Source organism: Kitasatospora sp. CM 4170 (assembly GCF_032110285.1).
Lineage (GTDB): Bacteria > Actinomycetota > Actinomycetes > Streptomycetales > Streptomycetaceae > Kitasatospora > Kitasatospora aburaviensis.
In genome coordinates this window covers 406,031-430,940 of record NZ_CP134877.1, presented here as the reverse complement: position 1 = coordinate 430,940, position 24,910 = coordinate 406,031, and the positions used below count along the sequence as shown (strand labels likewise).

The 24,910-nt window shown below is 73.7% G+C and carries 25 protein-coding genes and 1 riboswitch; of the genes, 9 read left to right on the top strand and 16 right to left on the bottom strand.

Annotated features, from left to right (window positions below):
- Positions 1–71: 71 nt before the first annotated feature.
- From RMN57_RS01820 to RMN57_RS01810, 3 genes are read right to left on the bottom strand one after another with little or no spacing between them, the layout of a single operon-like run.
- Positions 72–380: a hypothetical protein gene (locus RMN57_RS01820; RefSeq protein WP_313761560.1), complete on the bottom strand. Its 309-nt coding sequence runs from the start codon at positions 378–380 to the stop codon at positions 72–74.
- On the bottom strand, positions 371–1,291 hold the full coding sequence (locus tag RMN57_RS01815; RefSeq protein ID WP_313761559.1) for a phosphatase PAP2 family protein: 921 nt from the start codon (positions 1,289–1,291) through the stop codon (positions 371–373). Before RMN57_RS01815 ends, RMN57_RS01820 begins: the two co-directional genes overlap by 10 nt.
- Positions 1,288–1,902 (bottom strand): phosphatase PAP2 family protein, encoded by a 615-nt coding sequence (locus tag RMN57_RS01810; protein WP_313761558.1) that lies wholly within the window; start codon positions 1,900–1,902, stop codon positions 1,288–1,290. The genes RMN57_RS01815 and RMN57_RS01810 overlap by 4 nt, the downstream gene beginning before the upstream one ends.
- Positions 1,903–2,126: 224 nt before the next feature.
- Here RMN57_RS01810 and RMN57_RS01805 point away from each other — a divergent pair, with 224 nt between their 5' ends.
- Positions 2,127–2,804, top strand: a complete 678-nt coding sequence (locus RMN57_RS01805; protein ID WP_313761557.1) for a response regulator transcription factor — start codon at positions 2,127–2,129, stop codon at positions 2,802–2,804.
- A 112-nt stretch (positions 2,805–2,916) separates the two neighbouring features.
- Complete coding sequence (locus RMN57_RS01800; RefSeq protein WP_313767688.1) at positions 2,917–4,266, top strand: ATP-binding protein; 1,350 nt, start codon at positions 2,917–2,919, stop codon at positions 4,264–4,266.
- 41 nt (positions 4,267–4,307) lie between these two features.
- Here RMN57_RS01800 and RMN57_RS01795 read toward each other — a convergent pair whose 3' ends face one another.
- The 3 genes from RMN57_RS01795 to RMN57_RS01785 form a co-directional block, all read right to left on the bottom strand.
- Positions 4,308–5,516, bottom strand: coding sequence for an IS110 family transposase (locus RMN57_RS01795; RefSeq protein WP_313761556.1), 1,209 nt, complete (start codon positions 5,514–5,516; stop codon positions 4,308–4,310).
- Between the two features lie 409 nt (positions 5,517–5,925).
- A complete protein-coding gene (locus RMN57_RS01790) occupies positions 5,926–7,164 on the bottom strand; it encodes a cytochrome P450 (RefSeq protein ID WP_313761555.1) in 1,239 nt (412 codons plus the stop codon).
- A 217-nt stretch (positions 7,165–7,381) separates the two neighbouring features.
- Positions 7,382–9,784: a glycosyl hydrolase family 65 protein gene (locus RMN57_RS01785; RefSeq protein WP_313761554.1), complete on the bottom strand. Its 2,403-nt coding sequence runs from the start codon at positions 9,782–9,784 to the stop codon at positions 7,382–7,384.
- 235 nt (positions 9,785–10,019) lie between these two features.
- On the opposite strand from RMN57_RS01785, the gene RMN57_RS01780 reads away from it, so the two are divergent.
- The 3 genes from RMN57_RS01780 (at position 10,020) to RMN57_RS01770 (ending at position 12,567) form a co-directional block, all read left to right on the top strand.
- The gene (locus tag RMN57_RS01780; RefSeq protein WP_313761553.1) at positions 10,020–10,406 is read left to right on the top strand and encodes a nuclear transport factor 2 family protein; all 387 of its coding nucleotides are present in this window, start codon (positions 10,020–10,022) and stop codon (positions 10,404–10,406) included.
- A 427-nt stretch (positions 10,407–10,833) separates the two neighbouring features.
- Positions 10,834–11,445 (top strand): GNAT family N-acetyltransferase, encoded by a 612-nt coding sequence (locus tag RMN57_RS01775; protein ID WP_313761552.1) that lies wholly within the window; start codon positions 10,834–10,836, stop codon positions 11,443–11,445.
- Between the two features lie 120 nt (positions 11,446–11,565).
- Positions 11,566–12,567, top strand: a complete 1,002-nt coding sequence (locus RMN57_RS01770) for a PHP domain-containing protein (protein ID WP_313761551.1) — start codon at positions 11,566–11,568, stop codon at positions 12,565–12,567.
- Positions 12,568–12,633: 66 nt separating this feature from the next.
- Here RMN57_RS01770 and RMN57_RS01765 read toward each other — a convergent pair whose 3' ends face one another.
- Positions 12,634–12,759, bottom strand: a complete 126-nt coding sequence (locus tag RMN57_RS01765) for a hypothetical protein (RefSeq protein WP_313761550.1) — start codon at positions 12,757–12,759, stop codon at positions 12,634–12,636.
- Positions 12,760–12,817: 58 nt separating this feature from the next.
- Entirely contained in the window at positions 12,818–13,333 is a 516-nt protein-coding gene (locus RMN57_RS01760) for a DUF6328 family protein (RefSeq protein ID WP_313761549.1), read from the bottom strand.
- Positions 13,334–13,656: 323 nt separating this feature from the next.
- Between RMN57_RS01760 and RMN57_RS01755 the strand changes: the two genes are divergently transcribed.
- Entirely contained in the window at positions 13,657–14,253 is a 597-nt protein-coding gene (locus RMN57_RS01755; protein WP_313761548.1) for a hypothetical protein, read from the top strand.
- A gap of 83 nt (positions 14,254–14,336) precedes the next feature.
- Here the strand turns inward: RMN57_RS01755 and RMN57_RS01750 are convergent, their stop codons facing one another.
- The 7 genes from RMN57_RS01750 to RMN57_RS01715 all read right to left on the bottom strand — a co-directional run bounded on the left by RMN57_RS01750 (position 14,337) and on the right by RMN57_RS01715 (position 20,512).
- A complete protein-coding gene (locus RMN57_RS01750; protein ID WP_313761547.1) occupies positions 14,337–16,013 on the bottom strand; it encodes a CYTH and CHAD domain-containing protein in 1,677 nt (558 codons plus the stop codon).
- A gap of 60 nt (positions 16,014–16,073) precedes the next feature.
- Positions 16,074–16,607: a flavodoxin domain-containing protein gene (locus RMN57_RS01745; protein ID WP_313761546.1), complete on the bottom strand. Its 534-nt coding sequence runs from the start codon at positions 16,605–16,607 to the stop codon at positions 16,074–16,076.
- Between the two features lie 130 nt (positions 16,608–16,737).
- Positions 16,738–17,019, bottom strand: coding sequence for a dsRBD fold-containing protein (locus tag RMN57_RS01740; RefSeq protein ID WP_313761545.1), 282 nt, complete (start codon positions 17,017–17,019; stop codon positions 16,738–16,740).
- Positions 17,020–17,145: 126 nt separating this feature from the next.
- A complete protein-coding gene (locus tag RMN57_RS01735; protein ID WP_313761544.1) occupies positions 17,146–17,844 on the bottom strand; it encodes a 2-phosphosulfolactate phosphatase in 699 nt (232 codons plus the stop codon).
- A gap of 51 nt (positions 17,845–17,895) precedes the next feature.
- On the bottom strand, positions 17,896–18,312 hold the full coding sequence (tsaA, locus tag RMN57_RS01730; RefSeq protein ID WP_313761543.1) for a tRNA (N6-threonylcarbamoyladenosine(37)-N6)-methyltransferase TrmO: 417 nt from the start codon (positions 18,310–18,312) through the stop codon (positions 17,896–17,898).
- Positions 18,313–18,506: 194 nt separating this feature from the next.
- Positions 18,507–18,887 (bottom strand): TipAS antibiotic-recognition domain-containing protein, encoded by a 381-nt coding sequence (locus RMN57_RS01725; protein WP_313761542.1) that lies wholly within the window; start codon positions 18,885–18,887, stop codon positions 18,507–18,509.
- 344 nt (positions 18,888–19,231) lie between these two features.
- Positions 19,232–20,512 (bottom strand): tannase/feruloyl esterase family alpha/beta hydrolase, encoded by a 1,281-nt coding sequence (locus RMN57_RS01715; RefSeq protein WP_313761541.1) that lies wholly within the window; start codon positions 20,510–20,512, stop codon positions 19,232–19,234.
- A gap of 220 nt (positions 20,513–20,732) precedes the next feature.
- Between RMN57_RS01715 and RMN57_RS01710 the strand changes: the two genes are divergently transcribed.
- From RMN57_RS01710 to RMN57_RS01700, 3 genes are all read left to right on the top strand, one after another.
- Positions 20,733–21,836 (top strand): sensor histidine kinase, encoded by a 1,104-nt coding sequence (locus tag RMN57_RS01710; protein ID WP_313761540.1) that lies wholly within the window; start codon positions 20,733–20,735, stop codon positions 21,834–21,836.
- Between the two features lie 80 nt (positions 21,837–21,916).
- Positions 21,917–22,537, top strand: coding sequence for a response regulator transcription factor (locus RMN57_RS01705; protein WP_313767687.1), 621 nt, complete (start codon positions 21,917–21,919; stop codon positions 22,535–22,537).
- Between the two features lie 406 nt (positions 22,538–22,943).
- The gene (locus RMN57_RS01700) at positions 22,944–23,657 is read left to right on the top strand and encodes a hypothetical protein (protein WP_313761539.1); all 714 of its coding nucleotides are present in this window, start codon (positions 22,944–22,946) and stop codon (positions 23,655–23,657) included.
- 147 nt (positions 23,658–23,804) lie between these two features.
- On the opposite strand, the gene RMN57_RS01695 is transcribed toward RMN57_RS01700, so the two are convergent.
- Entirely contained in the window at positions 23,805–24,425 is a 621-nt protein-coding gene (locus RMN57_RS01695) for an L-threonylcarbamoyladenylate synthase (RefSeq protein WP_313761538.1), read from the bottom strand.
- Positions 24,426–24,566: 141 nt separating this feature from the next.
- Positions 24,567–24,758, top strand: a riboswitch (cobalamin riboswitch).
- Positions 24,759–24,910 lie beyond the last annotated feature (152 nt).

Below are 24,910 nucleotides of genomic sequence, written 5' to 3'. Positions count from 1 at the left end.
ACGCCGCCCATTCAACAAACCGTCGTTTCCTGAAGACTGCCGGCCGGACCCCCGGCGGCCGGTCAGAGCCTTCAAAAGAAGTCCTTCAAAAACCAGGGCTGTTCAAGAACTTCCGAGCACCCTTTTCTGACAGAATCCAGGGTGGGAGCAACCCTTTCGAGCCCGCCGCCTTCGACTTCCTGGTCGCCGAGCCCACCCACCGCACCGAGATCCGCGAGGGCCTGGACGCCGCCCGTGCCCGCGGTCGGATCGGCGGCCGCCCTACCGTCGCCACCCCCGAGATCATCCGGGCCGCCCGTGACATGCTCCCCAACCCCGAGAACTCGGTCACCTCGATCGCCAAGATCCTCGGCGTCAGCCCCGGCACCCTCTACAACCACATCCCCGACCTACAAGAGCTCCGCATCTCCGGCCGCATCCCCGGGCAGCTCACCACCGGCTGGCCGCTACCGCCACTGGCCGTTCCGATCCTCCCCGGAGGCCAAGAGCCAGGCCACCCGTCGGCGACGGCGCTACGCACACCACCGCACCCCCGTGGCGAGCGGGCCGTTCGCCCCCGATTCCAGTGTGTCGGGCCGGGGGGCTTCAGGGGGAGTGGGGGAGAACCGGTGCCAGCGGGGTCGGCGTCGAGCCGCGGTGGTGGGGAGCGGTGCAGCAGGCGCAGGGCCGCGGCGGCGATCGCCAGCCAGCCGGCGGCGAGGAGCCAGGACCCGAGGACGTCCAGCGGCCAGTGCACCCCGAGGTAGACGCGGCTGAGGCCGATCGCGACCGCGAACAGGGCGGCACCGGCGGCTGCCGCCCGGGCCGCGGTGGGACGCGTACGGGCCACGGCCATGGCCAGGAGGCCCGCGCTCACCGCGGAGGTGAAGGTGTGCCCGGACGGGAAGGAGAACCCGGCGGCGGTCGTCGCCCAGTCCGTCCGGGGCGGGCGGGGACGGTCGAAGGCCTGCATGAGGCTCCGGCGCAGATACTCGCCCGCGAGCAGCCAGCACAGCGGCGCCACCAGCAGCAGCACGGTTCTGCGCAGCGGGCGGGGGCCGGGGGTGGCCCGCACGAGGACGACTCCGGCCGTCATCGCCATCAGGTAGGGCACCACCCCGGTACCGAGCGCGGTGAGGGCGACCACCGCGGACCGGGCGGCCGCGGGCCGGTCCGCCGCGCTCCAGCCGACCGCGGCCCGCTCGAACGGGAACGGCGCCCAGCTGCGGGTGGCCAGCAGCACGGCGAGCACGGCGAAGAGCAGCCACGCCGTCCCCAGGACGACCAGCCACTCCCGTCCGCGCCCGGTCATGCGCCCAACCACCTCTCCAGTGCACCCCCTCGGACGCGTTCCACCAAACCCCCGCCGCGGCCGGCCAGCAGGCCCAGCCCGTATCCCGCCGCGGTGCCGACCAACGCGCCGAGCACCACGTCGTGCGGGTAGTGCACACCGACCACCACCCGCGAGACCCCCATGGCCACGGCCAGGAGCAGCGAGAGGGCGCCGATCCGCCGGTCCACCAGCCACAGTGCAGCAGCACCGGCGAACACGATCACGGTGTGGTTGCTCGGCAGGGCCCAGTCCCCGGTCCCCGGGCAGGCCTCCAGGGTCGGAGCAGCGGGCAGCACCTGGCACGGGCGGGGCTCCTGCAGCACGCCCTTGAGCAGGGTGTCGGCGGCGAACGCCAGCGTCACACAGAGCGGGGCCGCCAAGGCCCGCGCCATCGCCGCGCTGCCGATCCGTCGGGCCCGCCACCAGGCCGCGAGCATCAGCACGGCCAGCAGGCCCAGCCCGTACGAGGAGAACGCCGCGACGGCCTCCTGCCAAGGGCGCGGCAGGTGCTGCGCCCAGTGGACCACCTGCAGGTAGAGCCCGCCGTCGACCGGGCGGCCGTCGAACGCCAGCAGGCCGGGGCCGGTCATCGGGGGGTCTCCCCGAACGAGCCGGTGTCCGGCGGGGCGACGGCCGGCATGCCGGACGAGAGGTGCATCGGGGTGTGGGCCCTTCCTCGGGAGACGGTGCGGACGGCTCGGCTGGGGCGGTCCGCGTGCTGTAGGGCCAGCATGGCCCGGTCCGGCTGAAGGAGAGCTGAAGACCTGAAGACGCCTTCAGCTTCGCTGCGGCGCGACCTGCCACCCTGGTGGGGATGCGGGTACTGGTGGTGGAGGACGAGCGCCGACTGGCGAGGGCGCTGCAGCACGGGCTGACCGCCGAGGGATTCACCGTCGACCTTGCCCACGACGGGCTCTCCGGCCTGGCCATGGCCGTGGACCACCCGTACGACCTGATCGTGCTGGACATCATGCTGCCCGGCCTCGACGGCTACCGGGTGTGCTCGCGGCTGCGCGCGGTCGGCAGCGACACGGGCATCCTCATGCTGACCGCGAAGGACGGCGAGTGGGACGAGGCCGAGGCCCTGGACACCGGCGCCGACGACTTCCTCTCCAAACCGTTCTCGTTCGTGGTCCTCGTCGCCCGGCTGAACGCGCTCGCCCGCTGCCTCGGCAGCCGCGCACCGCGGCGCACCGTCCTCGGCGACCTCGTCGTCGACTCCGCCGCCCGCACCTGCACCCGCGCCGGCACGGCCGTCCCGCTCACCCCGCGCGAGTTCGCCGTCCTGGACCACCTCGCCCGCCGTGCCGGCGAGGCCGTCTCCAAGCGCGAGATCCTCGACGCCGTCTGGGACGGCGCCGGCGACGGCGACCCCAACACCGTCGAGGTCCACATCAGCGCCCTGCGACGCAAGATCGACGCTCCGTTCGGCCGGTCGTCGCTCCAGACCGTCCGGGGGACCGGATACCGGCTGGCGGCCGACGGTGGCTGACCCGACCCGCGCGACCCGAACCCCCGGCCCCGCCCGCAGGGCACTGCGCCGCCTGCGCGGCGCGCTGCGCAGGGCCGCGACCCGCTCCCGGTTCGCCGCCCTGGCGACCCGCCTGGCGCCGCGCTCCGTCCGCACCCGGACCACCCTGGCCGCCTGCGCCAGCGTGGCCGTCGTCCTGCTCGTCGCCTCCGCCGCCGCGGTGCTCCTGGTCCGGGCCAACCTGGAGCGCAGCGCCGAGGCCGACGCACGCGAGCAGGCCGAGGTCGTCGCCGGGCTGGCCGCGGACGGCCGTCTCGACGCGTTCCTCCCGCTGGACCACGGGACCGACTTCGTCCAGGTGGTCGACGCCGGCGGGCGAGTCGTCGCGGCCGGCCAGAACCTCGCCGGGCGCCCCGCCCTCACCCAGGGCGGCCAGAGCTCCCACGACCTCCTCCGCGGCGAGCACCACCAGAGCGTCACCACGATCACCGCGGCCACCCCCACCGGCCCCATCACCGTGCACGTCGGGGCCTCGCTGCGCACCGCCGACGACGCCGAGGACGTCACCAGGGCCGCACTCGCCGTGCTCAGCGGCGTCCTGGTGCTCACCGTCGGCGTCCTCACCTGGCGTGCCACCGGCCGGGCCCTGCGCCCCGTCGAGGACATCCGGGCCGAGGTGGCCGCCATCGGTGACCGCGACCTCCACCGCCGCGTCCCCGAACCCCCCAGCGACGACGAGATCGCCCGTCTCGCCGACACCATGAACGCCATGCTCGCGCGCCTCGAAGCCGCCGGCACGCGGCAGCGCCGCTTCATCGCCGACGCCTCGCACGAGCTCCGCAGCCCCCTCGCCGTCCTGCGTACCCAGCTGGAGGTCGCCCTGGCCCACCCCGACCCCCAGGTGCGGTCCGACCTGGTCGCGGGCGCTCTGGAGGACACCGAGCGCCTCCAGGCTCTCGCCGCCGAACTCCTCCTGCTCGCCCGTCTGGACTCCACCGGGCGCACCGGGCGCACCGGGCCCGTGGAGCCCGTCGACCTCGCCGAGCTGGTCCGGAACACGGTCACGGCCCGCGGGGCCGAAGCCCACCCGGTCACCGTGCGCGCCTCTGCCGCGGTCACCGTGGCCGGCAGCCCCCTGTGGCTCGGCCGGCTGCTGACCAACCTGCTCGACAACGCCCGGCGTCACGCCCGGAACGCCGTCACCGTCCGTCTCGACACCGACCGGGCCTCCGGCACCGCCACCCTCGACGTGGCCAACGACGGCCCGGCGATCGAGCCCGGCGACCGCGAGAAGATCTTCGAGCGGTTCGCCCGCCTCGACGACGCCCGCAGCCGGGACGACGGCGGCGCCGGACTCGGCCTCGCGATCGCCCGTGACATCGCCACCCTCCACGGCGGCACCCTCACCGTGCTCGACACTCCCGGCGAGACGACCTTCCGAGCCCGCCTCCCCACCACCCCGGCACCGCCCGCCGACCGGTGAGCCGGGGGGTGCCTCTATGTCCTTCGTCAAGGCTGGGCGGGTCATGCTGGCGCGGATTCGGGGGTGCGGGGTTCGTAGAGGGTGCCGTCTCGGAGCATGGCGAACAGGACGCTGATGCGTTGGCGGGCGAGGCGGAGGAGGGCCTGGGTGTGGGTCTTACCGCGGTCTCGTTGCCGGTTGTAGTAGGCGCGGGAGTCGGGGTCGTGGAGGGCGGCGAACGCGGAGAGGAACATGGCTCGTTTCAGGAGCCGGTTTCCGGTCCTGGGGGCGTGTTCGCCGCGGATGGAGGACCCGGAGGACTTCGTCGTCGGCGCCAGGCCGGCATAGGAGGCCAGGTGGGCGGCCGTGGGGAAGCTAGTGCCATCGCCGATGGTGACCAGAAGGGTGGCGGCGGTCCTGACGCCGACTCCGGGCATCGAGGTCAGGACCGTGGAAAGAGGGTGGGCCTCCAGCAGTTCGCTGATCTGGGCTTCGACGGCTCGTCGTTGTTCGTGGACGGCGGCGAGCGAGCGGGCCAGGGAGGGCACGACCGTGTCCAGGGTGGTGGTGCCCGGGACGACGACGGTCTGCTCGTCGAGGGCGTCGAAGATCTCGTCGATCAGGCGTTCGGCCATGCGTGGGGCCTTGGGCCGTATCAGGCTGACGAGTTTTCGTCGGCTGGCCTTGCGCAGGGCGGCCGGGGAGCCGTGCTGTTCGAGCAGGTGGGTGACGGCGGGGTGGTCCAGGCGCGGGCCGAGGACGCGTTCGAGGGAGGGGTGGAACTGGGTGAGCAGGCCGCGCAGGCGGTTGCTGGTGCGGGTGGCCTCGGCGGCGAGGTCCTGGTCGAAGCCGGTCAGGACGGTGAGCTGGGCCGCGGTCTCGTCGGCGAGTTCGAGGGCGCGCAGGGTGTGGGGCATGGTGCGGGCGGCGTCCGCGATCACCTGGGCGTCGCGGGCGTCGGTCTTGGCCTCGCCGGGGTAGAGGTCGGCGATGCGGCGCATGGCCAGGCCGGGCAGGTAGGCGACCTCGCAGCCGGCGTCACGGGCTACGGCGAGTGGCAGGGCTCCGATCGAGGCGGGCTGGTCGACGATGACCAGGACGCGGCCGAACTTGGCGGTGAGTTTGTCGAAGACGGCCCGCAGTTTCGGTTCGCTGTTGGGCAGCCGCTTGTCGAACACGGTCTTGCCGGCTGTGGTCAGGCCGTGGCCGTGGTGGTCGCCCTTGCCGACGTCCAGGCCGAGGAAGACCGCGATGTCACTCGTGTCGAACACCGAACCCCCGAGGGTCGTTCGCCGTCCTGGCCTCGCCCTTTGGCACCGTTCGCGCGCATCCACGTTACGCAGACCCGGCACCCGTCAGCGGCCGGGCGTTGCGCTCGGCCGGGTGCCGGTCAGGCCTCTCATCAGCGGTCATACGGTGCTCCGGGCCGCGGTGACACCACCCCCCAGGTCATGCGATCGACAGGGGGCAACAGTCATGCCGGGCCCGGAGGCCAGGAGCCCCGTTTCAGGGCCACGAAGAAGGTAACGGGGTGGGCCGGGCGGTCGGTGGGCCGGTGGGCGCCCGTGAGCCGGTGGGCCGGTGCCGCAGGCGGACCGGCCCGTTCGGTCGCGGGCGGGTACAACAACCAACCAGGGCCATGCATTTGACGGGCCGTCAACCACCCTGACGGAACGCGTCCTACGGTGCGCGGCGGACGGGCACGGTGCGGGGGCCGCGGACGAGGAGGCCCGGGCGGTAGGGGAGGGTGCCCGGGTCGGCAGCCAGGTGCAGATCCGGCAGGGCGTCGAAGAGCCGGGGCAGCGCAACCATGGCCTCCAGCCGGGCCAGCCGGGCGCCGAGGCACACGTGCGGGCCGTGACCGAACGCGAGGTGCGGGAGCGCCCGCTCGCCGCCGGGTGCGTAGCGGTCGGGGCGGAAGGCGTCCGGGTCGGTGAAGACGGCCGGATCGCGGTTGGCGGCCGCCAGCACGACCAGGACCGAGGCGCCGGCCGGGACGACCGTGCCGTCCCCGAGGTCCACCTCCTCGCTCGCGCGCCGCCAGGTGGTCCCCTCCAGCGGGCTCGCGTGCCGGAGCGTCTCCTCGATCACGGCAGCCCAGCCGGAATCGCCGTCCCGCCGTGCGGCGCGCAGCTCGTCGGGGTGGCCGAGCAGCAGCAGGGCGGCGGAGGCCAGGAGGTTCATCGTCGTCTCGTAGCCGGCGAAGAGCAGCAGGAAGGCCATCGCCAGCAGCTCCCCGTCGTCCAGGGCCGCCTCGTCATCGTCGTGCGCCAGCAGGCTGAACAGGTCCTCGCCCGGCCGGCGGCGCTTCTCCGCGATGAGCTGCGAGAAGTACCGGTGGAGGCTCTGCCAGGCCTGGTCGAGCTCGCCCGGCGCGAGGGCGCCGGCGGGGGAGCCCACGCGGTAGGTCCAGGTGCGCAGGTCCAGGCGGTCCTGCTCGGGGACGCCGAGGATCTCGCTGATCACCAGGACGGGCAGCGGGAAGGCGAAGTCGTCGACGAGGTCGACCACCCCGCCGCGCTCCGCCCGTGCCGTGAGCTCCGCGAGCACGGAGTCGGTGAGGCCGGCGATCCGGTCGGTGAGGGCGTCCACCCGGCGGGGCGTGAAGGCGACCGACGCCAGGCGGCGCAGCCTCCGGTGCTCGGCGCCGTCGGTGTTAAGCATGTGCTGCTCCAGCACCGACCGCGCGCCGGCCGTCGTCCCCTCGGAGGTGCGGCGGCCGGCCTTCGGTGCGGGGACGTTGGAGAATCTCGGATCGGCCAGGACCGTCCGGGCCTGCCGGTAGCCGGTCACCAACCACGCCGACGTCCCGTTGGACAGGGCCACCGGCGCCGCCGGGCGGCCCTGCTCGCGCAGCGCGGCGTAGAACGGGTACGGGTCGCGGGCGAACGCGGCATCGGCGGGGTCCAGAGCAGTCATCACCCGGTCATTCTCGTCCGGGGCCCGGGACGGGGCGGACGCGGCCCCCTCACCCGCCGACACGGCCCCTCACCGGCGGCCTGCGGAGCCGCGCCGACCGGCCGCGCGGGAGCCGCTGGCCGGGCCGTCCTTTGGACCCGAGCGCGAACCGCCGGACCCGAGCGCGAGCCGCCGGACCACAGCGGGAGCCGCCGGACCCGAGCGGGACCCCGCGCGGTCACAGCGGGAAGCGACGCACCTCCCCGGGCCGGACGATCGTCGGCCTGCCGCGGAAGCGGATCAGCACCGGCTCCTGCCGGTCCTCGCGCAGGCTCACGGTGGCCGCGCCCCGGTCGACGGCGACCACGACGCCCCAGTGGCCCCGGTAGCGCAACTCCAGTTCCAGCCGACCGAGGGCCGAGGGCAGCCGCGGGTCCAGCCAGAGGGCGTCCTCCCGGATCTCCAGGCCGGTGTAGCAGCGCTGCAGCAGGTCGACCGCGCCCGCCATGGCGCCGAGGTGGACGCCCTCGGCGGTGGTTCCCCGCTGGCTGTCCCGGAGGTCGGCCACCAGGGCGTCGCGGAAGTACCGCCAGGAGGCGCGGCGGTCGGAGCGGGTGAGCACCCAGGCGTGCACGACGGAGCTGAGCGTCGAGCCGTGCACGGTGCGCCGCAGGTAGTACTCGGTCGTGCGGCGGAGCAGTTCGTGGCCGGCGGGGTGGCCGAGGTGGCGCAGCAGGTCGCGGACCTCGCGGGCGGAGAACAGGTACCAGAGCATCAGCGCGTCGGCCTGCTTGGACGCCTTGTAGCGGTTGACCGTGTCGCCCTCGGCCTCCAGGATCCGATCGAGCCGGCGCAGGTCGGTGTACCGGCTCCGGTAGGCGGCCCAGTCGAGTTCGGCGAGCCGCTCGTAGCCGTCGAACTGGCTGAGGACGCCCGCGTGGAACGGGACGTGCAGGCGTCGGCCGACCTCCTGCCAGCGGTCCAGTTCGAGCGCGTCGAGGGCGAGGCGCTCGCGCAGCTCGTCGCGCCGGTAGCCGGGCAGGGCCTCCAGGGCGTCCCGGGCGCGGGCCAGCACCCAGGAGGCCAGCACGTTGGTGTAGGCGTTGTCGTCCAGGCCGGGGCCGCGGGCCCAGGGGTAGGCGTCGTGGTACTCGTCCGGCCCGAGCACGCCGCGGATCGACCAGCGTTCGCGGCCCCGGTCGTAGGTGGCGGCGGAGGACCAGAACCGGGCGATCTCCAGCAGCATCTCCGCACCGGCCGTGGCGAGGAAGTCCCGGTCGCCGGTGGCCTGGTAGTACTGCCAGACGTTGTAGGCCACCGCCGAGCCGACGTGCCGCTGCAGGTGGCTGTGGTCAGGCAGCCAGCGGCCGGACAGCGGGTTGAGGTGCAGCCGCTGCGACTCCTCGCGGCCGTCGCTCGCGCTCTGCCACGGGTACATCGCGCCGCGCCGGCCCGCCGCGCGGGCCTGCCGGCGGGCGGCGTCCAGGCGGCGGTGGCGGTAGCGGAGGACGGCGCGGGTGAGTTCGGGGAAGCGCAGGTTGAGCAGCCGCAGGACGAACAGGTCGTCCCAGAAGACGTGGCCCCGGTACGCCTCGCCGTGGAGTCCGCGGGCGGGGATGCCGGCGTCCAGGTCGACGGAGTGCTCGGTGTAGGTCTGGAGCAGGTGGAACAGGTTCAGGTGCAGCGGTCCGGTGCCGTCGAAGTCCGCCTCGATCCGGCAGCGGCGCCACAACTCGCTCCAGCGCAGGGCGTGTTCGGCCAGCAGCCGGTCGAAGCCCGGGGCCTCGGCGGCGAGCAGGGCCGAGGCACGCAGCGGTGTTCCGACCGCCGGGTCGCGGGAGGTGTGCAGGGCCACCGTCTTCTCCACCGTGACGGGCCGGCCGCGCTCGGCGTCCGCGGTGAGGAGGTGGGCCGCCCAACCGGTGCGGTACTCGGTCGCGACCTCGGCTCCCCGGCCTCCCTCGATACGCGTCCGGGCGCACAGGGCGATCCGCAGCGGTGAACCGGCCGTCCCGGCCTCCAGCCAGAGCCGCCCGGCGTCGTCCACGCCCTGGCCGGCCGGGACGAGGTGCCGCTCGGCCAGCCCCCGGTAGCGGGCGACGCCGGTGTTGGCGATGTCCCCGTCCAGTCCCGAGCGGACCTCCAGGGGGCCGGACCAGTTCTCCGGCGTGAACGTGCTCTCCAGGGCGAGCAGGTGGGGCCGGGCCTGGCTGGCGAGGCGCCGCTGGAGGAGGCGGGTCCGCCGCCCCCGCTCGTCGACGACGAGGGCGGTCCGGGTCAGCACACCCCGGCGCAGGTCCAGCTCCAGCGCCTGTTCGGCGGGTGGACCGGTGAACCACGGGCCGCCCGCCGGGCGGAAGGTCAGCGGCAGCCAGTTCGGGCAGTTGACGAGGTCCTCATTGGCGACGACGCGCCCGGCGACCGTCGACTCCGCCCGGTCGTAGCAGCCCGCCAGGTACGTCCCCGGGTAGTGGACCCCGTCGGCCACCGACTCGGGCGCGGCACCCCGGGTGACCGCGTAGCCGTTGCCGACCGCGCACAGCGCCTCCCGAAGCCCCTCCTCCGCGGGGTCGAAGCCTTCGAAACGCAGGATCCACGGGTCCGGCATGAGGGGATTGCCCGCCGCTGCGTCCGCTGCCACGTCGCGACCTCCGTGCCGACCGGTCTGACTCCAGTGTGCGCACCGCACCCCCCGGGTCGCTCGTCGCCGGGGCGGAGGCCGAAGGGCGGCCTTCCCCGGAGCGGCGGCGGGCCGGCGCGGCCGGGCGTCGACGGTGCGACCCGTGGACGGTGCGACCCGTGGTCTGATCGAGGTGACGGCGAGTAGCCTCCTCCCAGGACCCGTCATGCCGCTCCACTCGCCGGGAGGACCCGCCATGCCCGACTCTCCGCAGGTAGCCGCCGTCCGCCGCTACTACGGCGCGAAGGGGGACCTGGACGTCATCCGGTCCGTGGTGGCCGAGGACGCCCGGTGGGACGTGGCGGACGGCTTCCCCCGCGGGGGCGTGTACGACGGCCTGGACCGCATCGTCGGGGACTTCTTCCCGTTCCTCGCGGACTTCCGGGAGTTCGAGTGTGTCGGCGACGCGTACTACGAGGACGGTGACCACGTCATCGTGCTGGGCCGCTACCTCGGCGTCACCACCGCCGGCAAGCCGGTGACCTCACGGTTCGCCCACTTCTTCACCCTGCGGGACGGCAGGATCACCCAGCTGCGGCAGACCTCCGACACGCTGCCCATCGCCCGCGCGCTGGAGGACTGACGCCCGCCGGCCGCCCCGCGGCCGGGAACCTCGGCGCTGCCGGGGACGGGGATTCACGCGATGCCCCGCTATCCGATCATGCAACCCGTCCGTGCCGCAGGCGCGTTGCCCACCCGACGTCCAGTGGCTCCGCGAGTTCCGGCGATCCGAAGGCCGCCGGACGTGGGCAGGCCAGCCGCTGAGCGGCCCCGTCACGGGGGCGCACGTCGTACCGCCGCGGTCGACCCGGCAACCGCCCCTTTCGCCCTGCCGGAAGGGAGTGACGGGGTGTCACCGACTCGATTCGTCTCCATCGCGCGCGGGCCGTGGGCGATCTGACGCCCCATTCTCCTCGCTGCTCAGCGGATTCCGCCGGAATCAAAACCCTGTGCGGCTTGTTGCGCATGAGGTGCAGTTACCTCACTGGGAAGAGAAGGAGCCGGGGTCGATGGCGGGAACGCCGGTGGTGCCCAACGTCCGCCGCGTGGACGGGACCGCGCTGCTCGGCCTGGCGGCCGACGTCCGCGACGTGTACGCGCTGGCCTTCGGCAGGCCGCCGTGGAACGAACCCGCGGCCTTGGCCGACGACTACCTGAGCCGTCTGCGCCGGGACGTCGGCCGGCCGGGATTCACCGCGGCCGCCGCCCTCCGCACCGACGGCCGGCTCGTCGGCTTCGCCACGGCCTGGACCACGCCGGAACCCTTCCCCTCCGAAGGCTCCTACCGCCACGCCGGCGACGGCCTCGGTGAGCACGGCGTCCGCGAGCTGCTGGGCGGGGCCCTGAAGATCGACGAGCTGGCCGTCCACCCCGACCACGCCCGCCAGGGCCTCGGCCTGGCCCTGCTGAACGCGGTGTCCGCGGCGGCGCCCGGCGGCCGGAGCTGGCTGTTCACCGTGGCCGCCGCGGACGGGCCGATGGCCTTCTACCTGCGGCACGGCTGGAGCCCGGTCACCCGCCCGGCGCCGGACCCCGACGGCGTGGTCGTCATGCTCGGCCCCGACCACCCGGGAGCACCGGCGTCCACCGACCGCGACGCTCGCGCCGCAGCCGTACGCTGACGTCGCCCGCACCCTGCGCCCCGCGATCGGCCCGGGGCCCCTGCTGTCGCGTTTCGCCCGTGATGCCCGCGGGAAGACGCGCTCGCGCAACCACGCCCGCGAGCTGAGGCGGTACCGGCTGTGGACCCCGTGGAAGCGCTTCGGCGGATCGCCTTCCTCCTGGAGTGGAACGGCGCCTCGCCCTACCGGGTCCGGGCCTTCCACACGGCCGCCGACGCCGCCCGCCGCCTCCCGCCCGGCCCGGTGTCCGCCGCCCGGGCGCAGGGGCTGAGAGGGGTCGGGCCGGTCACCGCCGCCGTGATCGCCGAGGCCTCGGCCGACCGGACGCCGGCCTACCTGGCCGACCTGGAGGCGGCGGCCGGACCGGCCGGGCAGGCCGGCTGGGAGCTGGCCGCCGTGGCGCAGGGCGACTGCCACCTGCACTCCGACTGGTCCGACGGCGGTCACCCGATAGAGGAGATGGCCGCGGCCGCCCGCGAGCTCGGCCACCGCTGGGCCGTGCTCACCGACCACTCGCCCCGGCTGACCATCGCCCACGGACTGAGCTCCGACCGGCTGCGGCGCCAACTGGACACGGTCACGGCGTACAACGGGGCGGACGGCGGCTTCCGCCTGCTCACCGGGATCGAGTGCGACATCCTGGAGGACGGCTCCCTGGACCAGGAGCCCGACCTGCTCGACCTGCTCGACGTGGTCGTGGTCTCGGTCCACTCCAAGCTGCGCTCCGAGCCGGAGCCGATGACCGACCGGATGGTGTCCGCCGTGTGCAACCCCCGGGCGGACGTCCTCGGCCACTGCACCGGCCGGATCGTCACCGGCCGTGGCCGGCCGCAGTCCCGATTCGACGCCGCGGCCGTCTTCGCCGCCTGCGCCGACGCCGGAACGGCGGTGGAGATCAACTGCCGCCCCGAGCGCCGCGATCCGCCCGACGACCTGCTGCTCCTGGCGGCCGAGGCGGGCTGCCTGTTCGCCGTCGACACCGACGCCCACGCCCCCGACCAACTGCACTGGCACGCCTCCGGCTACGCCCGGGCCGCCCGGATCGGTCTCGGGCCGGACCGGCTGGTGACCACCTGGCCACGCGAACGGCTTCTCGCCTGGACGCGACGGGCCTCCGGTTGATCGCGTCTCCGGTTGATCACACGGCCGGTGCGGACGTGGCAGGACGTGGCGGCGGGAGCGCGGCCGCTACGCGGAGGCGCTTGCCACCTCCAGGGGCTCGCGGGTGGCCGTGCGCTTCGCCACTTCGAGCCGGTCGCCGAGCTCCCGCAGGCGGTTGCGGCCCGTGGCCTTGCGGCGGGCGGTGCGGTACACGGCTGCGCCGCGGTCCTCAGGACGGGACGGGGCGGGGCGGCGCGGTCCCGGCGGCCGCTCAGCGCGAGGGGCGGGCTCGGCGGCCGTTCGGCCGGCGGTGGAGCACCAGTTGGGGGAGGACGAGCCAGCACACGCAGAACCAGACCGCGGCCGCGCCGGTCAGGACCCAGGCGGTGGCGGAGAGCCCGGTGGCCGTGCGCAGCAGGAGCAGCAGGGCCGCGGTGATGGTGAGCGCGAGCAGGACCAGCCCGAGGGAGATGAGTCGGCCGGCGACGCGGATGAGCTCTGGCTTCAGCCCGTGACCGGCCAGGAGGCGGTGGAACGCCACCGGGGCGATGAGGGTTCCGGTGGCGAGGGCGCCGAGGAAGACGGTGGCGACGTACAGGTGCCGGTCGAACTCGGGCAGGGTGGGGAAGCGGGGGGTGAAGACGACGCTGAGCAGGAAGCCGAAGAGGATCTGCGCGCCGGTCTGGCACACCCGGACCTCCTGCAGCATCTCGCTCCAGAGGCGGTCCGCGCGTTCTTCGGGCGTTTCGTCCCGGCCGGGGCCGCCGGAGCTCTCGTCGTCGGTCATGGGCGGCTCCTGCGGCGGGACGCCGCGGCGGGGTGGGCGGTGCGGCGGGGCACGGCTCCAGGGGTGTCGGCGGTGCTCAGCCCAGTCTGCGTGCGGCACACGGGGGCCGCCACCGAGGAGCGCGAACGGGGCGGAGGGAGCGTGCGGAGGGACGGTGCGCGCAGACGGGGCCCGTGCCGTTTCCGCCCGGTCGCAGTGGGCAGCCGCGACCGGGCGGAGCACGAGAACGGCCCCACCGCGACGACGGCTGGACGAAGGCCCTGCTGCGACCCACCGCACTGGCCGCCCGACCGGCGGCCACCGCACCGCGGAGGAGGAACACCATGACGGACACCGACCGTCACATGACGACGGGCACCGGCGGCACGACGACGGACATCGACGGCGAGCACCTGCTCGCGATCTACCTCAACGACCACCTGGCCGGCGCCTACGGGGGTGCGGCACTCGCGCGCCGGATCGCCCGCGAGCACGCGGACGGCCCGGACGCGGCCGACCTGCGAACCCTGGCCCGGGAGATCACCCAGGACCGCAACGAACTCGTCGACCTGATGCGGGCCCTCGGCGTCCGGCCCCGGTGGCACCGGCGGCTGCTCGGCGCCGCGGCCGAGAAGGCCGGCCGGCTCAAGCTCAACGGGCGCCTGGTGCACCGGTCGCCGCTGAGCGACCTGCTGGAGGCGGAGGCCATGCGCTCGGGTGTCCAGGGCAAGATCGCGCTCTGGCGGACGCTGCGGGCGGCGGGCTTCGACGAGCTGCTCGGCTCCAGACTGGAACGCCTGGAGGCGCGGGCCGGCCGCCAGGCCGACATCCTCGACGCCCGGCAGACCCAGGCCGCTGCCCGGGTGCTGCGGCACGCCCTCGACCGGCACTGGCCGGTGACCGGGCACCCGGTCCGTCTCACGACGGCCCACCATGCGTGACGGTACGGCCCGCCGACGACCACTGCGGTCGTCGGCGGGCCGTACCGTTCAGCCGCCGACCGGCTCACGCCAGCCGGGTCGGCTCACGCCAGGCGGGTCGGCTTGCGCCGGGCAGCGCGGCTGCGGAGCGCGGGCAGGCGCCGGACGGCGGCGTCGGCCCGCTCCCGCTCCCGCTCGTGGAGCACCCCGTAGGCGAACGCGTGCGGCGCCGTGGTTGCGTCCTGGCCGGCGAGTCGACTCAGTTCCCGGCGTTCCACGACGCTGTCCTGGTGAGTGCCCAGCACCTTGTGGAGCTTCTTCATCCGCTTGCCGAACGTGCGGGTGCGCTTGCGGGCCCGCTTCGACAGGGCGGGCCGCCGGCCGTCCTCGGCCGTGTACCGGGCGCGCTTCGCGGCCTTGCGCGCCCGGTGCAGGGCCTCGTCGCGCTGCGGGCCGGGCTCGCTGCGCAGTGCCCGGTCGAGCCGCTTGACGGTCCGTCGCTGCTCGTGCCGCAGCACGTCGGACAGCTGCTCGGTCGCATCGCGGTCGGCCCGGGCGCGCAGCGGAGGGTCGGCCGCGAAGGCTTCGAGGTCGGCCAGCAGGGTGAAGTACCGCGGGCCGTCCATGGTGGCGACGGCCCGTTCCCAGGCCCGCTGGTAGCCCCGGTCGTAGCGCTCGGTGACCAGAGCACGCAGCGTGCGCAGGGCACCGCGACGTCCCCGGTCGGGCACCGCACCCAGTCCGTCCAGCAGCTGCTCGCCGAGCACCTCCTGGTCGCGGGCGTCGCCGAGGACGTGGCCCAGCCAACGCAGCTCGTCGGCCAGGTGGTCGGCGCGGTCCCGATCGAACAGCCGGTGGTGGACCCTCAGCAGGCTGCGCAGACGCCGCGTGGTGATGCGCAGCTGGTGCACCGAGTCCTCCTCCCCCCGGCGCACCGCGGCGTCGAGGCCGAGAAGTCGCGCGAGGTGCTCGCGGAAGCCGGCCATGACGAGGGCGCCGGCCGTACCGGTCGGCAGTGCGGCCGGTGCGGCGCTCCGAGCGCGGTCCGGGCCGAGGGCCCGGGCGAGCTTGGCGGGCCACGGGGAACGGAACAGCCCCGCGTCTGCGAACACCGCGTCCACGCGGTCCAGCAGGTCGGCCGTGCCGGCCGCCTCCAGCTCGACCTCGATCTCCGTCCACCCGCTGACCTCGGTCGGGCTTCCGTCGCCCGACCCGGGCCCGGACGGTTCCGCGCCGCGCTCTCCGTCCCCGGGCGCGGTCGGCCGCCCGGCGAGCACCTGGGCCGTGACCCGGTCCTCGACGATCTGGGCGAGCACCGCGCCCTCCTCGTCCTTGAGCTCCACCCCCGTGCGGCGGGTCCGCAGGTGGGCCACCGGTACGAGCGTGGCGCCGCGCGTGAACGCCTTCACCCGGACGGCGAACTCCTGCGGCGCCGCGCGCTCGCCCTCGCCCGCTGCCTCGCCCTCGCCCTCGCCCGCTTCCGCGGCGTCCAGCGGCAGCCGAAGCTCCTGCCGGGAGTCCCCGTCGAGGGGCAGTTTGAGGTGCCAGCCCGCATCCGTGCCGCCGCTGCGCCGCCGCAACGTGACGTGCCGGTGCAGCAGCCGCAGGTCCTCGGTGTCGTAGTAGACGGCGTCGAGGTCCTGGGGCTCGACCGGCTCGGCGGCCGCCACGCCCGGCAGCTCGTCCAATCGGCGCGGCAGCGGACCTCCGTCGTACTTCCGTTCGGTCTCGGTGTGGTTCGTGCCCATGCCCGCGCGGGTACCCACCCGGTCGGCGGTCATGCCGGGAGCCTGCGGTCGTTGCCCGTGGGCGGAACGGCGCCGACGACGGGGCCCCGGCGGTCAGAGCAGCCCGGCGCCCCAGGCGCGCGCCCGCTCGACCTCACCCTGCCGCAGCGGGCCGTCGCCCTCCTCGACGATGAACCCCTCGGGTTCGGCGACGACGTCGTAGTGGTGGCGGGTGAGCCGTTTGGCGATGCCGTTCGCGGCTCCGCCGCTCCTCCGTATGTCGGCGCGGGTGTCGAAGGCCGCCGCGTGCGTTCCGCGCCCGGCCTTCGGGAGCGAGTGGAACCAGGACCGCAGTCCGGGACCTTCGGCGGTCTCGTACGCCTCGCGTGCGGCGTCCTCATGGCCCTCCTTCTTCGCCTCGGCCATGGCGGCCATCCGGCGGCTGGCACCGGAGGACATGCCGTGCATGTGGGTCGGTCCGCCGACGACCAGCAGGTCTGCCGTGCGGGTCGCCTCCGCGTCCGCCCGGGCCACGGGCAGGCAGTCGACGGATGCCTCCGGATCGGCCTGGTGGACGCCCTCGGCGATGGCCTCGGCGATCTCGCGGGTGTTGCCGTACATGCTCTCGTACACGATGACGGTGTGCATCGATCCCACCTCCTGGCACCAGTCTGGGGCCGTGGGACGGGCCGGAACCTGGGCCGTTCGTCCCGTTCGCGGGAGCCGACCGGCCTTCGGACGGGCACCGTGGCGGGCACCGTGACCCACGAACGACCGGTCAGGCCGAGCCGGACCGGTCGTTCGCGGTCGCATCGGCCATCCCGGACCGGAGCAGCAGGTGCCCGAGCTCGACCAGGGCGCGCCCGGCGGCGTACTCGTCGCCGATCTCCGGAACGGGCGGGTCGTGCGGGTTGCGGCGGGCCTCCGTGCGGCTCTCCAGCGTGTTGTCGCCCGTGTCCAGCACGGCGTGGACCTTGGTGACGTCCTCCTCCTCGAAGAGGTCCAGTCGCAGAGCCCAGCGCTTGGTCCGGACGGGGCCGGTTGGGGCGCTCTCGTTCATGGGGGTCTCCTCACCGACGGAGGGTTCCGGACGACCGACCGGTCGTCCCGCGGGAGCCTTCCCGCACCTCCATGGTGGGCCGAACGGGGCGCACCGGCGCGGGGAGGGCCCGGCAGCGGGACGGGTTCAGACGGGGAGGTCGGCCGGCGACGGCACGGCCCGCGGACGCAGGACCATGTGCGAGTCCTCCAGGGCCGCCACCATGGCGAAGGGGAACCGGTCGAGTTCAAGGCAGAGCGCGACGTCATCGGGGTGGACTCCCTCGCGCACACCGTTCGCCAGCTCGGCGGCGGCGCGCGACTCGCCGGCGCGGCGGAGGAACGCGGCCGCATCCGTCCCGGCCCCGCCGGCCCTTCGGGCGATGTACTGGGCGCAGGCCAGGTCCTCGTCGGCTTGCCCGTCCTCGCCGGTGACCACGAACGTGACGCTGTCGCTCCCGTGCGCCCGCAGGAGCCGGGCCGTGGCCTCCGCCACCACGAAGCCGGCGCACAGCACCAGCGACGCCTCCTTGACCGCGAGGGCGCCGACCGTCCCTGCCGTGGTCTTCTGCACGACGGTCCGTCCAGCGAGGTCGGCAGAGCGCAGCAGACCCGGCGAGTTGACCAGGTCGAACCCGGGTGCGGCCGGACCGTCCTTGAGTGCCACCCAGCCCGGGTGGCGGGCCTTGAGGGCCAGGGCCTCGTCCAGCGACCCGGCCAGAACGATCCGTTCCGCTCCCCGGGCAAAGGCCCAGGCCGCCACGGTGTAGGCACGCATGACGTCGACCACGACCGCCACGGGCGGGGCTTCGACCAAATCGGGGATGCCGAGGAAGCGAGTGTTCATCGCGTCATGATCGCGCACGCCCGCCCCGGAGCACCCGGTGGGGGCGGGTGGTCAACGCTCGCTGCTGCGGGGCAGGACGGGCTTGACGTCCAGCACCGGGGTCCCGTCGATGGCCTCCAGGTCGCTGACCCGGATCCGCCGCCCCTCGACGGCGAGGATGGTGACCCGGTGCAGGCCGATCGGGTTGGGTCGGTCCGGGGAGCGGGTGGCGAAGACCCCGGTCTCGGGCCGGGAGAGGTCCCCGCGCGGGTGGACGGCGAGCACCTCGCGGTCCGCCCGGTCGAGCCAGGTCAGCAGCAGTACCTCCTGCCCGACCACCAGCTCGCGCAACCCCCGTTCCACCGAAGGGTCGAAGGCCAACCAGGCCTCCGGCCCGCCCTCGTCGCCCTGCTTCGGCGCGTCCCGTCGCTCCAGCAGCGACGATTCGACCCTGCCGATGACCCGTGCCTGGAAGTGCTGCTCCGCCATCGTCGCCCCGCTCGCCGGTCCTGCGTCCGAGAGTTATGCCGCGCACCACCGTAGCCGCGTCCCGACGGCCGATGAGGTGGACGTGGCCCGCCGCGCCCGCGCGGCGGGCCGAGACGGGGCGGGCGGTCGCGTCGTGCCGCTCCGGAGCCCCTCCCCCTTCCCCGGCCGGCAGGACACGATCCACAGGTGGAGTACTACGAGGTGAAGCCGACTCCCCGGTCGGCGAACATCCTCATCGCCTCGCCGAGGAATTCCACCATCCTGGGGTGGTAGGAGTTGTGAAACTCCCTCATGGAGTCGTCTTCCGCATAGAAGAGTGCCATCCCGACGTACGCTTTCCTGCTGGGGGCGTAGAACCGGCAGGCTATGCCGAAATGCCGGCGGACGAGTTCCTGGATCCGGGGATCCCCGGGCAGGGAGTCGTCCAGGCAGGCCGCGATCTCCCGGTACAGCACGTCCCAGTCCTGGTGGACCTGAGGCCTGTCGACGTGATCCCAGTTGTTGGTCTCGGCAAGGCTCTTGGCCTGCTCCTCGGCCAACGACCGACGACACTCTTCCTCGTACTGATTCCCCATGGCACCAATTCTCTTGTCCGGCTGTCTATCCAGGCGGAACAGTGACACAGGCTCACCGGATCGGCAACGTATTTGATTTGAGTGGCTCGGTCGAGGCAGGACTCGTTGCCCTCGGCGCCCTGCATCCCGATGCACGACTCGTTCTCGTCATCGGTGAGCAGGACCCGTTCGGGCAGAGGGCCGCATGCGACCAGTCGTGCGAATCCGGCCTCGAGTGCGGCCAGGTATTCCTTGCCGACAAGTCCGGTGCCGACGTTCGGCCAGTGCCGCCCACGAAGGACGCGGGACGGCCCGGCCCCTGCCGCGTGGGCGGAAAGGGCCGGGCCGTCCGCTGCGAGGCCGGGCTATGAGCGGGTGGTCGGCCGCGCCCACGCCTCCAGCTCGTTGAACGCCGCGACGAAGGACGGCAGCATCGGCTTGTACAGTTCCTTGTCGATCTTCACCAGCCCGTCGGTGTGGGTACCGCCGGGAACGTGGACGTAGCGGTGCAGGGGCGCGTTCCCGGCAGCGGTGACCATCCGGTCGTACACGTCGCCGAAGGTGGCCGGCGGGGTCAGTGCGTCGAGCGTGCCCTGGATGCTGATCAGCGGGCGCTTGATGTTCCCGGTCAGCGAGATCCGCTCGACCGTCCGGTGCACCGACTCCGGGCGCGAGGCGAAGTCGTAGTCGGTGTCACAGCCGGGCGCGGTTCCCGGCAGGCAGAGCGGGGTGCCGCCCTGCTGGGCGCCGTCGTAGTCGGGGTCGACCTCCTCGCGGACGGTGCGCTGCAGCAGGTCCCACTGGTTGTAGTAGTGGTAGCCCCACTGCTTCTCGGAGCCCTCCGGGTAGCCCGCTGCGAGGATCTCGTCGTGCGCCGACTGGTCGCCCTTGACCAGTCGGGGGTAGGCGCGCAGGGCCGGCGGGAGCGTGGCCAGCAGGCCGCCCTCCTTGGTGAAGACGAGGGCGTTCCAGTCGATGCCTCCCGTGTAGAGCTCCGGGTAGTGTTCCAGCTGCCAGCGGACCAGGTACCCGCCTGCGGAGAGCCCGGCGGCGTAGGTGACGCGGGGCGAGCACCCGTAGTGCTGCCGGGCGACCTTCTTCGCCGCCACGGTGAGCTCCGCCACCCGGCGGTGCCATTCCATGATGGCGTCGCCGGGGCGGTCGCCGTCCTTGTAGAGCTCGTCGCCGGTGTTGCCCTTGTCGGTCGCGGCGTAGGCGTAGCCCTTGGCGAGGACCTGGTCGCTGATGATCGGGTCGTTGGCGTACTGCTTGCGGGTCCCGGGCGGGCCGGCCACGACGAGCCCGCCGTTCCAGTTCCTGGGCAGCCGGATGACGAACTGGCTGTCGTGGTTCCAGCCGTGCTCGGTGTTGGTGGTGGAGGTGTCGGGGAAGTAGCCGTCCACCTGGACTCCGGGGACCCCGGACGGCAGGACGGCGGTCTCCGCCAGCAGTCCCTTCCAGTCCTTGTCGTCGGTGTGCCCGGTCAGGGCGGTTCCTGCGGTCGTCAGGTCGGCCAGGCAGCTGGACACCGCGTACTCGGCTCCCGGGACCCGGACGCCGGAGCAGCGGTCCCCGTGGTCGGTGCCCACCGGGACGGTCAGGGCGGTGGCGAGCAGCAGCGGTGCGACGGCGAGGTGGCGAAGCAAGACGCCCCCCTCTCGATCGGGAATGTGACGCCTCGAAATCTAGGAATCGCAGGTCATCGTGGGTAAGTGAGGGATGGCCGATCGGCTGTGGCCGGAGGTCACATGACCTCCGGCCAAACCTCGGGCCGGGTCCCCGCGCGCATGCCGGATCGCGGCGGCGGCCGCGTACGCTGCGGGGCAGGAGAGCCTTCGAGCTTCCACGAGTCCTGGAGGAGACCCGATGTCACGGCCCGTTCCCTGGATACCCGGCGTCCTGTACGGCGCCGTCCTGCTCGGGGGTGTCTACTACGCCGTGATCGGTCCGGGCCCGGGGGCCAGGACCGCCGGATTCGTGGGTCTGCTCGGTGCCCTGATCGCCCTGGACGCGCGTGACCGGGGGCGGTGGCGGGGACGCCGGACCGGGCCGGGCACGGTGTTCGCCCTCAGGGTGCTGCTGCTTTGCGCGGTCGCTGCCGTCGACGAGTCCGGACTGTCGCGAGTGCTGTTCGTCCTGGTGCCGTTCCTGGCGTTCTTCGTGTACGGATCCGCCGTGGCCGTCGGTCTCGGTGCCGGCTGCGTGGTGGCGCTGGCGGGCGCGTTCACCCTGTGGGTCCCGCACTGGCAGGTGCGGGCCGAGTACATCGCGGACCTGCTGATGTTCGCCCTCGGGGTCGTCCTGGCCCTCGCGATGGCGGCGGTGGCCGTCCGCGAGCAGCAGGCCCGCGCCCGGCTGGAGGGCACGCTCGCCCAGGTCGCCGAGCTGTCCGCGGCCCGCGAACGCAACCGGCTGGCCCGCGAGATCCACGACAGCCTCGGCCACCACCTGACCGCGATCGGGATCCAGCTGGAGAAGGCCGAGGCGTTCGCCTCCCTCGATCCGCGGGCCTCGGCCCAGGCGGTGTCGCATGCCCGCTGGTCGGCCAACCGCGCCCTGGACGAGGTCCGGGCTTCCGTGCGCACCCTCGGTCCCGAGTCGGAGTCCGGGCCGGTCGTGCTCTCCCGGGCGCTCGCCGACCTCGTCCACCACCTGGACGGCGGGAGCCGTCGCGTCACCCTGGAGATGTCGGGCGTCGAGCGCCGGCCGCTGCTGGTGCTGTACCGGGCCGCGCAGGAGGGGCTGACCAACGCCTGCCGGCATTCCGGTGCCACCGAGATCGGGGTTCACGTCGCCTACGACGAGCGCGGAGCCCGACTCCGAGTGGTGGACAACGGCACCGGGTTCGACGCCGCCGAGGAGGGGTTCGGCCTGACCGGCCTGCGCGAGCGGGTCCGCCTCGCCGAGGGAACGGTGGCCATCGACAGCTCGGCCGGCGGTACGGTCCTCACCGTCGGGGTCCCGTGGTGACCGAGGACGGGAACGAGAACGGGCACGAGGACGCGAACGAGAACGGGGTCGGAAACGTGCGGGTGGACGGGAACGCGGACGTGGACGCGCCCGTACGGGTCTTCGTCGTCGACGACCAGGACCTCGTGCGGGAGGGCATCACCGCACTCCTCGGCATCCAGCCGGGCATCGAGGTGGCGGGCAGCGCACGCGACGGGGCCGAGGCGGCCGCAACGGCCCCGGCCTGCCGCCCCGACGTGGTGCTGATGGACGTCCGGATGCCCGGGATCGACGGCGTGGCGGCCACGGAGCTGCTCCGCCGCAGTCTGCCCGTCTGCAAGATCGTGATGCTGACGACGTTCGACGACGACGAGTACGTCACCCGGGCGCTGAAGGCCGGGGCGGTGGGCTACCTGCTCAAGAACCTGCCCGCCGTCGAGTTGGCGCGGGCCGTACGTCTCGCCCATGCGGGGGTGGCCCAGTTCGACCAGACGGTGATCGCCAACCTGGCGGCCGGGCTCCCCACCCCCGAACTGCTCACGCCCCGCGAGACGGACGTCCTCCGCCTCGTCTCCGCAGGTGCCACGAACAAGGAGATCGCCTCCCGCCTCTACCTCAGCGAGGGCACCGTCAAGAACCACATCTCCCGCGTGCTGAGCCGTCTGGGCCTGCGCGACCGCACCCAGGCCGCGCTCTACGCCAAGGACAACGGCCTTGTCTGACCCGGTCACGAAGCCGCCGTCCCCGGCGCCGAGGAGGTTGCAGACGTCGCGGGGGCGGTGGCCCAGGGCGGCCGGTCAGGGCCGGGACTGGCGCCGGTAGGTCGAGGGGCTGACGCCCATGCACTCCCGGAAGTGGTGGCGGCTCGTCATGCCGGCACGCCACCTGTCCCCGGCCGGGCGTGGTGAGCCGATGCGAGGGGCTGTCGGCGGCGGCAACCAGGTGAAGGAGGGGACGCGTGATTCGGGAGCCTACCTCGGTCATGTTCCGGCCAAGTTGTGCCGCCCATGGTTTGCACACCGGATATCCACGTGATCTCCGCACTAGGGTGAGGCCGATCCACCGCTCGGTTACCCCCGACCAACGGGCGTCGCGCATGCCCGCCGCCAGGACTGGAGTGAACCGCCCATGCATCTCCGTCATCTGTGGAAGCGCCTGACCGGCGCCGTCGTCCGCCGCGGCGTCGGTGCGACCGTGGGCGCACTCGCACTCGTCGCCGCGTTCGTCCTCGCCGGCACCGCCACGAGCGCGTCGAGCGCGGCCGCGCAGCCGGCCGGCCTGACCGGCTCCGGTCAGTGGTCCTGCGCCGGCGCCCCGATCCCGAGCGGGTACGTCCTCACCGCCTACAACGCGGCCGGCTGCAACGGCAGGGGTTCCTGGTTCCAGGAGCCGGTCAAGGACGGGATGTGGACCTGCGGCGGCTCCCCGGTCGTCCCCGGCTACGTGAGCACCGCCTACAACAAGGCGGGCTGCAACGGCGTCGGCGCCTGGCAGCACAACCTCGCCAAGGACGGCATCTGGACCTGCGGCGGCTCCCCGGTCGTCCCCGGCTACGTCATCACCGCCTACAGCCGGACCGGCTGCCAGGGCGTCGGCGCCTGGCAGCACAACCTCGCCAAGGACGGCATCTGGACCTGCAGCGGCTCGCCGATCGTCGCCGGCTACGTCACCAACGACTACCTTCGCTCGGGCTGCAACGGCGTCGGCGCCTGGAAGCACCGGATCGCCAAGGCGGGCATCCTGACCTGCCCCGGTTCGCCCATCCCGCCCGGCTTCCGCTCGACCACGTTCCAGGCGAGCGGCTGCGGCGGCCTCGGCGCCTGGCTCCTCGCCCGCGCCTGACCGCCGGACGGCGGTCGGCGGTCGGCCCGCGGCCGGGTGGCTACGTGCCGCCCGGCCGCGGGTCGTCCACGGCCTTCGTCGACCCGCCGGGCCCGCCGGCCCCGCCCGGCCCGGTGGAGTCCGGGGCGGGTGCGCAGGCCCGGCCCGTCACTCGAAGCGCGAGGGATCGCCGGCCCCGCGCCGGACGATCTCCGGCTCGCCGCCCGAGAAGTCGACGACCGTCGTCATCTCCGTGCCGCTGTCGCCGGAGTCCACCACGGCGTCCAGCACGTGGTCGAGGCGTTCCTTGATCTCCCACCCCTGGGTCATCGGCTCGTCCTCGCCGGGGAGGATCAGGGTGCTGGAGACCAGCGGCTCACCGAGTTCGGCGAGCAGGGCCCTGGCGACGGTGTGGTCGGGGATCCTGACTCCCACCGTCTTCTTCTTCGGGTGCATCAGGCGGCGGGGCACCTCCTTGGTGGCGGGCAGGATGAAGGTGTAGCTGCCCGGCGTCGCGGCCTTGACGGCACGGAAGACGTTGTTGTCGAGTTGGACGAACTGCCCCAGCTGCGCGAAGTCCTCGCACATCAGAGTGAAGTGGTGGCGCTCGTCGAGGCGCCGGATCGACCGGATCCGTTCGAGGCCGTCGCGGTTGTCCAGTCGACAGCCCAGGGCGAAACAGGTGTCGGTCGGATACGCGATGAGGGCACCGGACCGGAGACTGGCGGCCACGGTGCCGATGGTGCGCGGCTGGGGGGACTCTGGGTGCACGTCGAAGTACTTCGCCATTGGCCGACCCTACGGCATCCCGGTGCCCGGCCGGCGCAGCCGGGGCCTCCCGCGTCCGGTGGGGAGCGGCCCGGGTGCTGCCGGCGGTGGCGGGACCGGGACGGCGCGGCGGCGCGGCGCGTGCGCGAACCCTGGACTTACTAGGACGTCCAACTATATGGTCGACGACAGGTCCGCGGTGTCAGGGAAGCCGGTGTGAGTCCGGCACGGTCCCGCCACTGTGACCGGGGAGTTCGTCCTCGCAGATGAAGGCCACTGGCAGCCAGCCGGGAAGGCCCGGGGGCGGGCGCTGATCCGGGAGTCAGGATACCGGCCGCGGGTGGTCCGTGTTTTCCACGAGGATGGAGACGACACGCATGACTTCGGGCTGCCTCTCCCGTTCCGCCGCCCCTCGCCCGGCCGTGCCGAGTGTCGGGGCGCAACTCCGCCCCTGACGCCGACGTCAACCGTCGACTGCCGTACGCGTGCACGACCGTGCGCCCGGA